Source organism: Aeribacillus sp. FSL K6-8210, assembly GCF_037963925.1.
Taxonomy (GTDB): Bacteria; Bacillota; Bacilli; order Bacillales; family Aeribacillaceae; genus Aeribacillus; species Aeribacillus composti.
On the sequence record NZ_CP150172.1, the window covers coordinates 3,585,418 to 3,598,483 of the forward strand.

Sequence of the window (13,066 nt, forward strand, 5' to 3'; positions counted from 1 at the left end):
TACCTTCCCTCTCCTATTTCCTTAGTTCTTCAAGTAAACGAGACTCATCCCAAACCTCTATGTTTAATTCGCGAGCTTTTGCAAGCTTGCTGCCGGCATCTTCACCAGCGATTACAAGATCTGTTTTTTTGCTCACACTGCCAGTAACTTTTCCGCCTCTTGCTTCAATTTGTTCTTTTGCTTCATTGCGGGACATTTCAGCAAGCTTCCCTGTTAAAACGATTGTCTTACCGGCAAAATACGAATCCCCTTCATCTGAATTTGTCCGTTTCGGACCTTTATACGTCATATTGACGCCGAACGACTTTAATTCTTCAATCAATTCTTTTACTTCAGGCTGTTCAAAAAAAGTAGCGATGGAATCAGCCATTTTTTCTCCGATTTCCGGTATGTTGATTAATTGTTCTCTTGTCGCGCTTTGCAGCCGCTCCATTGTTTCAAAATGCTCTGCTAAAATCTTGGCGGCTTTTTCGCCGACATAGCGAATGCCTAAACCGAATAAAAGGCGCTCCAGCGAATTTTCCTTCGACCGTTCAATCGCGTGCAACAAATTATCCGTTGATTTTTCACCCATCCGTTCAAGCTGAAGCAATTGGGGTTTTGTTAATTTGTATAAATCCGCTACATCTTGAATCAAGCCTTCTTTAAACAATTGGGTGATGACGCGCTCCCCTAGTCCTTCAATATTCATCGCATTTCGGGAAACAAAATGGATGAGACCTTCGCGAATTTGCGCCGGACATTTTGGATTAATGCATCTAAGCGCAACTTCTCCTTCCAACCGGACCAGCTCGCTATTGCATTCAGGACAGTGCGAAGGCATCCGAAAATCCTGTTCATTGCCTGTTCTTCTGTCAACAAGAACATTTACAATTTCAGGAATGATGTCCCCGGCTTTTTTCACGACGACGAAGTCCCCAAGCTTAATATCTTTTTCCCGAATCAAATCTTCATTATGAAGGGAAGCTCGTTTGACGGTTGTCCCGGCAACCTTTACAGGCTCTAAGATCGCTGTTGGGGTAATGACGCCGGTGCGTCCGACAGCGAGTTCAATATCCAGCAGCTTCGTCACCACCTCTTCTGCCGGAAACTTATAGGCAATCGCCCATCTCGGGCTTTTCGCAGTTGCCCCGAGCGCTTCCTGCTGACGCAAACTATCAACCTTAATTACAACTCCGTCAATATCATACGGAAGCTGAGAGCGCTTTTCCAACAATTGATCAAGCAGCTCGATCACTTCGTCGATGTTTTTGCATTTTCTGCGTTCACGATTTGTTTTAAAGCCGAGTTCATCAAGCAAGTCCAATGCTTCACTATGAGAAGACACTCCGGTATCGCCAAGCTCTGCTATGTTATAGACGAAAATATCTAAATTTCGTTTCGCGGCAATTTTTGGGTCTAGCTGGCGCAAGGAACCAGCCGCAGCGTTTCTCGGATTGGCAAACGGAACTTCCCCTTTTGCAATGCGCTCCTCATTTAATTTCTCAAATGATGCTTTCGGCATAAATGCTTCCCCGCGCACTTCCATCGATAAATTTTTCTTTAGTCTCAAAGGGATCGAGCGGATCGTTTTTAAATTTTCCGTGATATCTTCCCCCGTCGTGCCGTCTCCTCGTGTTGATCCTTGTACAAACAGGCCGTTTTCATATCGAAGGGAAACCGCAAGCCCGTCAATTTTCAGCTCCACTACATATTCGACATCCCCAACTGCTTGGCGGACTCGCCTGTCAAAGTCACGCAAGTCCTGCTCATTAAAAGCGTTTGCCAAACTTAGCATCGGCACGCGGTGCGCCACTTTTCGGAAAGCATCTAAAACAGCGCCCCCCACCCGCTGGGAGGGAGAATCAGGGGTTTTCAGCTCTGGATATTTTTCTTCAAGTTCTATTAGTTCTCTCATGAGGCGGTCATACTCTGCGTCAGGAACAGACGGATTGTCAAGAACGTGATATTCATAATTATATTGATTCAAAAGCTTGTGCAATTCTTTTACACGGTTTTCTGCCGTACGTTTGTCCATATGTGTCAATTCCTTCCTTCAAATAGTTACTGTACTTTTTCAATTGGTGCAAATTTAGCAAGCAACCGTTTTATGCCGACAGGACTTGGAAATGCCACGTCAAGTTCTTGATCCTCCCCATCGCCTTTCACTCGGACGACAACACCGACACCCCATTTTCCGTGCACGGCTTTATCACCTACTGACCAAGCCTTTACATCTCCTCCCGTTGATTTGGCTCCGATTGTTCTATTTAGTTTCGGCTTTGGAGATTTCTTTTCATTTAAGTCTTCTAAAACCTCTTTCGGCATCTCTTCAATAAAACGAGATTCCGGGTTCATGTTTGTTCTTCCAAAAAGGGTCCTCATTTTCGCATTTGTTACATACAATTCTTCCTCTGCCCGCGTTATCCCGACGTATGCCAGCCGGCGCTCTTCCTCCATTTCCGCCTCTTCCATCAAGGCTCGGTTGTGAGGAAATACACCTTCTTCCATCCCGATCATAAATACAACCGGAAACTCTAAACCTTTTGCCGAATGGATCGTCATCAATAACACGGAATCTTTCTGCTCCGATTGCTCTTCATCAATGCGGTCAATGTCCGCAATCAAGGCCAAATCCGTTAAAAAGGCGACGAGGCTTTTGTCCTCATTTTGCTTTTCAAAGTTTTGAGTTACAGATAAAAATTCATCAATGTTCTCTAAACGACCTTGGGCTTCCAATGTTTTTTCCTGCTTAAGCATCTCCCTGTAGCCGGTTCTGTCAAGAATCTCTTCCACAAGCTCAGTAACAGACACATAGTCTTGCATTTGTGACAGCTGCTGGATCAATTCACGGAATTCCGTCAACACTTTCATAGCACGAGTGCTGACCCCGATATGTTCCATTTCTTCTAAAGCAGCAAACATCGAGATACCTTGCTGGGCTGCATAATTCATTATTTTTTCAACGGTTGATGCACCGATGCCCCGTTTCGGAACATTGATGATTCGCACCAAACTAATATCATCATTCTGGTTTGCCACTAGACGCATGTATGCAAGAATATCCTTGATTTCTTTCCGGTCATAGAACTTTATGCCGCCGACAATTTTATAATCAATATTCGATTTTAACAGCACTTCCTCTATGACACGGGACTGTGCATTTGTACGGTACAATACAGCAATATCGGAAAGTCTTCTTTTGCCCGATTGGACGAGCTCTTGAATTTGCTTGGCGACAAACTGGGCCTCCCCAATTTCGTGATCAGCCCGGTAGTAAATAATTTTTTTCCCCTCAGGGTTTTCCGTCCATAAATTTTTCGGCTTTCTGTTCATATTATTTTTAATGACTTCATTAGCCGCATGCAAAATACGCTTGGTAGAACGATAATTTTGTTCAAGCAAAATCACTTTAGCGTTCGGATAATCTTTTTCAAACGATAAAATGTTTCCGATGTCCGCCCCTCGCCAGCGATAAATCGATTGATCCGAATCGCCGACAACACAAATATTTTGAAAACGGGATGCCAGCATCTTTACAAGCGTGTATTGTGCGCGGTTTGTATCTTGATATTCATCAACATGAATGTATTGAAATTTCCGCTGATAATATTCGAGTACTTCTGGAACACGTTGAAAAAGCAGTATCGTTGACATAATGAGGTCATCAAAATCAAGAGCTTGGTTTTTCAACAATTTTTTTTGGTAGTCGATATAGATATCGCTGACAATTTGCTCCCACACATCTCCTGCTTGACGAGCAAATTCCTCCGGGGAAATGAGATCGTTTTTCGCGCTGCTGATAGTGCCGAGAATAGCTCGAGGATCATATTTTTTAGGATCAATGTTTCGTTCTTTTAAAATTCCTTTGATGACAGACAATTGGTCTGATGTATCCAATATCGTAAAATTGCGATTGACGCCGATCCGGTCAATATCTCGGCGAAGGATTCGCACGCACATCGAGTGAAAAGTGGAAATCCATATTTCCTCAGCACCAGGGCCAAGCAGTTGTTCAATCCGGTCTTTCATTTCCCTCGCTGCTTTATTTGTGAAGGTAATAGCAAGAATATTCCAAGGTGCTACTCCTTTTTCTGCCATTAAATAAGCGATCCGGTGGGTGAGAACCCTTGTCTTGCCGCTGCCTGCACCCGCCATGATTAAAAGAGGACCTTCCGTATGTTTCGTCGCTTTTTGCTGCTGTTCATTCAAACCTGAGAGGAGCTGCTCAGTCAAAAAATGCATTCAACACTCACCTCATTTTCACTTTCTTTACCCTTTAACAGCGCGGACAGTTTCAAGCGCTGATTGTAAATTTTCATAAATGGCATTCCCGACAACGATGATGTCAGCGTGCTCGGCCATTTCTTTTGCTTGCGCAGCATTTTGAATGCCGCCCCCATAAATAAGCCTAGTATTCGTTAAAACCGATTTCGCTGCTTTTACTGCTTCAACATTGCCGTACGTTCCGCTATATTCTAAATAAAAGAGCGGAAGATGAAACATGTTTTCCGCCATTCTCGCATACGCTTTAATATCATCCACATTAAGCTCCGTCTTTGCTTCGGTCAATTTTGCGGCTTTGCACTCTCCATTTAAAATGCAATAACCTTCCATTAAAATATCATTCCAGTTCATAATGTCACCAAACTCTTTCATTGCTTGGTGATGCAGCTCCGTAATCCATGTAGTATTTCGGCTGTTTAAAACCGTCGGAATAAAATACAAATCAAATCCAGGAACAATTGCTTCTAAGTTCGATACTTCCAGCACGCATGGAACGAGAAAACGCCGCACCCGCGAAAGCAAAGAAAGAACATTATCTTCCGTTACATTGTCGCTTCCTCCAATGATAACAGCGTCCGTTTTCGATTCGCAAATTTTTTCAAGCTGTTCATCGGAAATGGTTTTATTCGGATCGAGCTTAAACACATGTCTCCACTCGTTCACATCATACATACATAATCCTCCATTTCATATACCATTTCATTATTATATCAAATTATAATAGGACAAAAAAATGGGGAATCAATGAAAGTCTGTAGATGTTTAGAAAGAGTTTTTTTAATGGGAGGGGATTTTCAAGCTAAATTGAAGAAGCCTTTCAGAGTTTTAAAAGTTCTAAACTAAAAAAGAGCTGCTGATTTCATCCAGCAGCCCAATTTATGACGAAGCGTTGTCATCTTTAATTCTTTCAAGCGCCATTGCATAAGCATCATTTCCGTAATTCAAGCACCGTTTTACCCGGGAGATAGTCGCTGTCGATGCACCTGTTTCTGTTTCAATTTTATGATACGTATAGCCTTCCTGTAGCATTCTTGCAACTTCAAACCGTTGGGCAAGCGATTGGATTTCATTGACGGTGCAAAGATCATCAAAAAAACGGTAGCATTCCTCCAAATCTCTTAAAGAAAGGATAGCCCGGAACAATTGGTCTAACTCTCTCCCCCGCAGCTTGTCAATTTGCATGCATCATTCTCCTTTCTCAGCTAAATTTTGAAAAGCCTGATCCAAATCTGGCACGATATTGATCCAAGTATGGCCGGGAACTAATTTTACTTGTTCTTCATTTTCATAAGGAAGGATGCGTCCGTTCACATTTTTCCAATCGACCCTTTTCATCATACCTTTTTGCAAAAGAATCCCTTCGCCCCCAGAGTTTAAATCAATCGTTCTGCGGCCGTAATCATCAAGGAAACGATGATCCATTTGGACAATAAAAATGTTGTCTAAAAGAACAGGTTCTTCCGTTTCCCGATCGACTGTCAGTTCGTCCCCGGAATACCGCTTATAGCGGCCTAGCTGCTGATCGAAAGCATATTTAATGCGCCATTCCGGTTTAGAACCATAAGAAACAACGGCTTCTAACATTTCTTCTCCAGAAATGCCGTTTATTTCTTCATCTGAAAGAAAAGGCAGCGGGGCAACTTCCTTTGTCATTGAATACCCGTTTTCTTTTGCTCCTTTTACGACATTTTCAAAAGAAATATACGAGTTATGAGGAGCTTTCCGGGTTGAATCCCGCCAAAACAGCGTACCATCATAAAACAGACCGTTTAAATAGTCTAGATGCTCTGACTCCAGCATTTCTTTAGCAGTGGGACTCCAGCCGTGACTGATATAAATTGCTTCATACCCTTTACTCAAATCGACAAAATATTCCCGCGCACTTCTGACTGGACCGATAATTTTTGGCTTCTCGCTTTGATAAATGGCTAAAAAGCGCGTGATCGTGCCTTCAGCTAAAGCCTCGTAAACAATATCCGCTTTATTTAATCCTGATTGAGGCCTCGCTTTCGGATGGTTGTTAATCGTGACAGCAATTGGGCGGCTGTCAATATTTCCGGTCGCAGCATTTCCTGTCAAAGGGCTTACGGCTGTTTCTTTTTCAATTGGCTGATTTTCAGATGATGACGGTTCGTCATTTGTTTTCTCTTTTTCTTTTTCATTCGTGCAAGCTGTTATAAAGACAAAGAAAAGCATCGTAAATAAAATCAATGTCCTTTTCATTCATTCACAACCTTAACTAATTTATCCCTTTTATATTTTAACGTATTATTGTCGGAAAGAGTATTGTTTTTTTCATAACATCATAAATTCCTTCCTGTGTAATCCGAATATATGGTAAATGTGTGGAAGATAAAAAGAGCAGGCTGTGAATCGGGTCTAAAAATTTATAGCCCTTTTCTCTCATAATCTGGACCAAACCATTTTCTTCCTTAATGACCTCTTTAAATTCTTTCGATGACGCAGCGCCGTTAATGTTAAGAGGCATTTCATAAATCACTTGGCCATTTTCCGTTAATACTATTCCACCGCCGATTTCTTTCAATCTGGAAAATGCATGCATCATATCTTGTTTGTTTTTCCCTATCAACACCACATCTCCAGTCGTTGAATAAGTGCTTGCAAAGCCTTTTATCCCCTTTGCGAAGCCTTTTAACATTGTATTGATCCGCCATTTCCCTTTTTTATCGATGACAGCGAGGAAGCTTTCGTCATGATCTAGCGGAAGTTCATCAACGAAGTTGTCAATAGTGATGGAATACGGCTCAATAATAACCGTGTTTCTCATTTTTAATCCCATCGGCATAGAAAATTGAAGATCATCCATTGTCAAATCCCAATCAAGTTCAAGCGGTGCAACTTCATATTTGTTCCAGTCTGCTTGAGGGAAATGATCAAACACCTGACCGTCCTTATGAATCCATTTCCCTTTCGCCAAAACAGCCACTGGGTTCGGGTTATTTTTCGCTTCCAGAAAATTTATGGAGGCTAACCTGCCAGGACCGATTACTCCCAATTTTGAATCAAGCATATAATATCTAGCAACATTGTACGTTGCCATTTTATAAGCCTCAAACTCTGGAATTCCGGCCTCCAGCGCTATTTGAATGGTCTGATTAATCATTCCATTTTCATAAAAAGCAGGCGTTGAACCATCCGTTGTAAAAAACATTTCGTCAAAACGATTAACTCCAAATGCAAGCAGCTCTTCCAACAATTTCGGCAAATCCGGCCGTATTGAAGAATAGCGGAGCGGCACGCTGTATCCGCATAACAATCGATTATATACTTCTTCTCCGCTAATAGATTCGTGATCGGAATCGACACCAAATAATTTCATTTTTGTCAATGTTTTTCGAGAAGCCCCTGGAAAATGGCCTTCTACACGCTTCCCGACCTTTTTTGTCTCATGAATCCAGTGTAAAAACAAGTCATCCCCTAAAAGAAGCTTTGGCCAGCCTGTCAATTCTCCTCCTTGAATAACGGCTGGATGCTCGATCCATTGTTTCACGACATCTGGCGGAATGAGTTGATCTTCTTCTCTGCATTCCGTTTGTAAGTCATAGCGGGCCCACCAAAAAAACTGAACTGGAGAAGATTGCATATCTTCAACAAAAGAAAACGCTTTCTTTTTTGGGAATTGTAATAGCAAAAATAGGTTATCGCATATTAGTGTTGTAGTTCCCGTTTGCGATACATGTTGTGCAAGCGAATGAGGATTATATAATTGAAACGGATGGGCGTGCGGTTCAATATAGCCAGGAACTAAATAAAGTCCTTTGCAATCAAATATTTCCGTATTTGCTGTTTTTTCCGGCTCTTCATTGCCGACATAAATAATGCGGTCTTTATAAATCCAAATATTTGACTTCACCCACTGGTTTAAATATGGATGTAAAAATACTGCATTTTTCAACCACAAGGTTGGTGCTAATCTATTTGAAACGACATCTATATGTTCACGAATTTCATGGGCTTTCCAAAAAGCACCAGATCGCATGATCTGCTCAGTCCTCCTCAATTAAAAGTAATTACTCAAAATAGTGACTCTGTTACTTTATATATTAACATATGAAAAATATTAAAGCACTAAAGTTTCTTACAAAATTTTGAACTTGGGATAACGGTGCAGAGGCTTTCTTGATTGATCGTTTCCTAATAGAAGAAACGCTGGTTTATTTTTAATAATGAGCGGTCAAAATAGGAAGTTGTTTAAGAAGAAGCTATGTCAAAAATGCCGATTACATTCCTTTATAAAATGAAAAGGACAGGAACATCCTCCTGTCCCATTGGAAAGGTTTATAAAATATGTGGTAGATATGTCTTTTATTTATTAGTATTCATCGGTTCGGAATATTGAAAGCCAAATTCGTTATAATGCGCGATAGCCGATGTCTTTACGATAAAACAAACCTTCCGTCTCAAGCTCTTTTAATTGCTTGTACACTTTTTCTTGCGCATTTTTTAAATTATCTCCAAATGACGCCACAAGGTATACACGACCCCCGTCTGTTACAAATTGGCCGCCTTCCTCTTTTGTTCCGGCATGGAATAAAAGGGCATCCGCACCAACCTTTAACAAACCGATCGGTGTTCCTTTCTTATAGCTGCCCGGATAGCCTTCCGCCGCCACAACGACTCCCAACACCGCTTGATCTGTCCATTCAAGTTCAACCGGTTCTCCTTTTAACACTTTCAACATCACATCGATAAGGTCTGATTTTAGTCGAGGAAGAACTACCTGTGTTTCTGGATCTCCAAAACGCGCATTGAATTCAATCACCTTCGGGCCGTCTTTTGTCAGCATGAGGCCGGCATAAAGAATACCGGTAAATGCCGCTCCTTCATTTTTCAAAGCTTTCGCTACCGGCTTTAAAATTTTCTCTACAGACTCATGAACAACATCATCAGAAATTTGCGGGACAGGAGAATAAGCCCCCATTCCACCTGTATTCGGTCCTTTGTCTCCGTCAAAGGCCCGCTTATGATCCTGCGCAATCACCATCGGGTAAATGTTTTCTCCGTTTACGAAAGCCATAAGGGAAAACTCTTCACCTGTCAAAAATTCTTCAATTACAACGGATTTTCCTGCTTCTCCCAGCTTATTTTCCTTTAAATAGCCGGACAGCGTGTCAATTGCTTCTTCATTTGTCATCGCAACAACGACACCTTTTCCCGCCGCAAGCCCATCCGCTTTAATCACAATCGGGGCGCCTTTTTCTTCTACATATTGCTTCGCTTTGGCAAAATCAGAGAACGTTTCATAATTGGCAGTCGGAATGTTATATTTTTTCATTAAATTTTTTGCAAATGATTTGCTTCCTTCAATAATTGCCGCTTCTTTCCTCGGTCCGAATACAGTTAATCCAGCGTCTTCAAATTCGTTGACAATACCGTTCATTAAAGGAATTTCAGGACCAACAATGGTTAAATCAATGTTGTTTGTTTTGGCAAATTGGATCAATTCGTCTGTTTGTTCTTCTGAAATCGGAACTCTTATTGCAACGTCTTTCATACCATCATTGCCAGGCGCGACATACACTTTTTCAACGAGAGGGCTTTTGGCCGCCTTCCAAGCGATCGCATGCTCACGGCCCCCTTTTCCAATAACAAGTACTTTCATCATCAGTCATCCCCTTTCTTAATGTTTGAAATGACGGACTCCAGTAAAGACCATTGCAATTCCGTATTCATCCGCTTTTTTTATCGAATCTTCATCGCGAATGGATCCGCCTGGTTGTATGATTGCTGTAACCCCTGCTTTCGCTGCTTCTTCAACGGTGTCAGGCATTGGGAAGAACGCATCTGATGCAAGTGCACTGCCTTTCGCTTTCTCGCCAGCCTGTGCAATCGCAATTTTTGCAGCACCAACCCGGTTCATTTGGCCTGCACCAACACCAACGGTCATTTCATCTTTTGCCAAAACAATCGCATTTGACTTGACGTGCTTCACGACTTTCCAGCCAAGCTTTAAGTCCTTCCATTCTTGTTCAGTCGGCTGTCTTTTTGTTGGGATTGAAATGTTCGCGTCATCGAGCGTATAAATATCTTGATCTTGAACAAGAAGGCCGCCGTAAACAGATGTCAGCTGCTTCTCCGGTTGGAATTTTTTCGAAAAGTCGATCGTTAACAATCGAATATTTTTCTTTTTCGTTAATATTTCAAGAGCTTCTTGGCTAAACGAAGGGGCAATGATAATTTCTAAAAAAATTTCGCTCATTTTTTCAGCCGTTTTCTGATCAACTTCACGATTCAGTGCAACAATGCCGCCGAAAATTGAAGTCGGGTCCGCCTCATATGCCCGATTATAAGCTTCAAAAATGGTTTCACCTGCGCCGACGCCGCACGGATTCATATGCTTAACAGCGACCGCTGCCGGTCCATCAAATTCTTTGACAATGCTAAGTGCCGCATCCGCATCTTTAATGTTGTTATACGACAATTCCTTTCCATGGAGCTGGATGGCTTCGGCAATAGATGATGGAGGCGTGATCGGCTTTTTATAGAACGTTGCCTGTTGGTGAGGATTTTCCCCATAACGAAGGGATTGCTTCCTTTCAAATGTCACAGTAATCGATTCAGGCTCTTCTTCTCCTGCCTGCTCTGTTAAATATTCCGCAATCAGTGCATCGTATGCAGCAGTATGACGGAATACTTTGGCAGCCAACTTCCGTTTTGTTTCTATGCTTACTTCTCCGTTCTCTTTCAGTTCGGCTAAAATGACGGGATAATCTTCAGGATCAACGACAACCACTACATCTTGGTGATTTTTTGCAGCAGCCCGAAGCATCGTCGGCCCGCCGATGTCAATGTTCTCGATCGCTTCCTCAAAAGTCACGCCATCTTTGGCAATTGTCTCTTTAAACGGATATAAATTCACAACGACTAAGTCAATCGGTTGAATACCGTTTTCCTCCATCTGCTTCATATGGATATCATTGCTGCGAACCGCTAGCAGCCCCCCGTGAATAACAGGATGCAGCGTTTTAACTCTTCCGTCCATAATTTCCGGAAAACCGGTTACTTCCTGAATTCCAATGACATCTATTCCATTTTCCTCAAGAAGCTTTTTCGTTCCGCCAGTGGAGATTACTTCGATCCCAAGATTGACAAGCTCTTGCACAAACGGAATGATGTTTGCTTTATTAGATACACTGACAATTGCCCGTCTGATTGTCATGCTTTCACCTCTAATTTTTCTAAAATTTTTCCTATTGTTTCAGGATAAAATGAATGCTCGATTTTATGGATTTTCTCTGCAAGTGTATTAGCATCATCATCTTCGCTGATTTCAACCGCACGCTGAGCGATGATCGGGCCTGTATCCATTCCTTCATCAACATAATGGATGGTGACACCCGTAATTTTTACGCCGGCACGGAGCGCTTGTTCAATTGCATGTTTTCCCGGAAATGCAGGAAGCAAGGAAGGATGTATATTCACAATTCTCCCCGCAAAAGCGTCAAGAAGAGTGTGGCCGATTAAACGCATGTAGCCGGCCAGCACGATAAAGTCCACTTGATAGTGCCTCAATTGCTGTAAAATATCTTCTTCAAACTGTTCCTTCGACTCATATTGCTTCGGATCAAAAACAAAAGCAGGAATCTGCTCCTTTTCTGCCCGCTCCACTACTTTAGCACCGGGTTTATCACAGACTAAAAGCATCACATTTGCTTTTAGCTTCCCGCTCTTTACATGGTCTACAATCGCTTGGAAATTAGAGCCGCTCCCGGATGCAAACACCGCGATCCGCTTCATGAAAAAGGCCCTCCTTTCAGCCGAATTCCGCTTCCTTCTTTTACCCGGCCGATGAGAAAAGCCTTTTCTCCCAGCTTTTCAAGCTTATTGAGGCACTGCTGAACAACATCTTCTTCGACCGCCAGAACAAAGCCGATTCCCATATTGAACACTTCAAACATTTCAGACAAATCGATATTTCCTTGCTGTTGAATAAAGGTAAAAATCGGATGAATCGGCCATGAACCGAAATCGATTTCTGCTCCAAGCCCTTCCGGAAGCATTCTCGGGATGTTTTCAATAAACCCTCCTCCGGTAATATGGGCCATGCCGTCAACTTTATATGCTTTCACAAGCGGCAGGACAGAAGAAACATAAATTTTTGTCGGCTTTAGCAATTCTTCTCCGAGCGTTTCGGTTAGAGGCTCGTATATTTCATGTAAATCAAGCTTATTTTCTTCCAAAAGCACTTTGCGAACGAGTGAATAACCGTTTGAATGGATGCCGTTTGATGAAAGGCCGATGAGAAAGTGCCCAGGCTTGATCCGTTCGCCTGTGACAATGTTTTCTTTCTCGACAACACCGACAGCAAAGCCGGCAATGTCGTATTCATCTTCATCATATACGCCGGGCATTTCCGCTGTTTCTCCACCGATGAGCGCACAACCCGCCTGCAGGCAGCCATCGGCAACACCTTTAACAATTTTTTCAATTTTTTCAGGGTCTGCTTTCCCGAGCCCCAAATAGTCCAGGAAAAAAAGCGGCTCCGCACCTTGTGCCAAAATGTCGTTTACACACATAGCCACAGCGTCTATTCCAATCGTATCGTGTTTATCCGCCATAAAGGCAAGCTTCAGCTTCGTTCCCACTCCGTCTGTTCCAGAAACAAGCACCGGCTCCTTATATCCTAAGCTTGCCAGATCAAACATTCCGCCAAAACTGCCGATCCCTCCTAAAACACCGGGACGCTTCGTTTTTTCCACATGCTTTTTCATGCGGCGAACTGCTTCATAGCCCGCATGAATGTCCACACCTGCTTCTCTATACGCTTTGGACATGAATT

General features: G+C 42.5%; 10 protein-coding genes. All 10 read right to left on the reverse strand.

The window, feature by feature from the left end; translation table 11 throughout:
* Positions 1-13: 13 nt before the first annotated feature.
* A complete protein-coding gene (gene ligA, locus NSQ41_RS17345; protein ID WP_066250775.1) occupies positions 14-2,017 on the reverse strand; it encodes an NAD-dependent DNA ligase LigA in 2,004 nt (667 codons plus the stop codon).
* A gap of 26 nt (positions 2,018-2,043) precedes the next feature.
* Positions 2,044-4,224 (reverse strand): DNA helicase PcrA, encoded by a 2,181-nt coding sequence (pcrA, locus tag NSQ41_RS17350; protein WP_339210477.1) that lies wholly within the window; start codon positions 4,222-4,224, stop codon positions 2,044-2,046.
* Between the two features lie 27 nt (positions 4,225-4,251).
* Positions 4,252-4,938, reverse strand: a complete 687-nt coding sequence (locus tag NSQ41_RS17355; RefSeq protein WP_339210479.1) for a heptaprenylglyceryl phosphate synthase — start codon at positions 4,936-4,938, stop codon at positions 4,252-4,254.
* A 204-nt stretch (positions 4,939-5,142) separates the two neighbouring features.
* Positions 5,143-5,448, reverse strand: coding sequence for a YerC/YecD family TrpR-related protein (locus tag NSQ41_RS17360; RefSeq protein WP_063388817.1), 306 nt, complete (start codon positions 5,446-5,448; stop codon positions 5,143-5,145).
* Between the two features lie 3 nt (positions 5,449-5,451).
* Positions 5,452-6,489 carry a DUF3048 domain-containing protein gene (locus NSQ41_RS17365; RefSeq protein ID WP_339210481.1) on the reverse strand — a complete coding sequence of 346 codons (1,038 nt, stop codon included), beginning with the start codon at positions 6,487-6,489 and terminating at the stop codon, positions 5,452-5,454.
* 37 nt (positions 6,490-6,526) lie between these two features.
* Positions 6,527-8,266 (reverse strand): adenine deaminase C-terminal domain-containing protein, encoded by a 1,740-nt coding sequence (locus NSQ41_RS17370; protein WP_339210483.1) that lies wholly within the window; start codon positions 8,264-8,266, stop codon positions 6,527-6,529.
* A gap of 372 nt (positions 8,267-8,638) precedes the next feature.
* A complete protein-coding gene (gene purD, locus NSQ41_RS17375; RefSeq protein ID WP_117017208.1) occupies positions 8,639-9,889 on the reverse strand; it encodes a phosphoribosylamine--glycine ligase in 1,251 nt (416 codons plus the stop codon).
* A gap of 18 nt (positions 9,890-9,907) precedes the next feature.
* Positions 9,908-11,446, reverse strand: a complete 1,539-nt coding sequence (gene purH / locus NSQ41_RS17380; protein ID WP_339210485.1) for a bifunctional phosphoribosylaminoimidazolecarboxamide formyltransferase/IMP cyclohydrolase — start codon at positions 11,444-11,446, stop codon at positions 9,908-9,910.
* A complete protein-coding gene (gene purN, locus NSQ41_RS17385; protein ID WP_066252087.1) occupies positions 11,443-12,024 on the reverse strand; it encodes a phosphoribosylglycinamide formyltransferase in 582 nt (193 codons plus the stop codon). Before purN ends, purH begins: the two co-directional genes overlap by 4 nt.
* Positions 12,021-13,061 carry a phosphoribosylformylglycinamidine cyclo-ligase gene (purM, locus tag NSQ41_RS17390; protein ID WP_339210487.1) on the reverse strand — a complete coding sequence of 347 codons (1,041 nt, stop codon included), beginning with the start codon at positions 13,059-13,061 and terminating at the stop codon, positions 12,021-12,023. The genes purN and purM overlap by 4 nt, the downstream gene beginning before the upstream one ends.
* Positions 13,062-13,066: the final 5 nt, after the last annotated feature.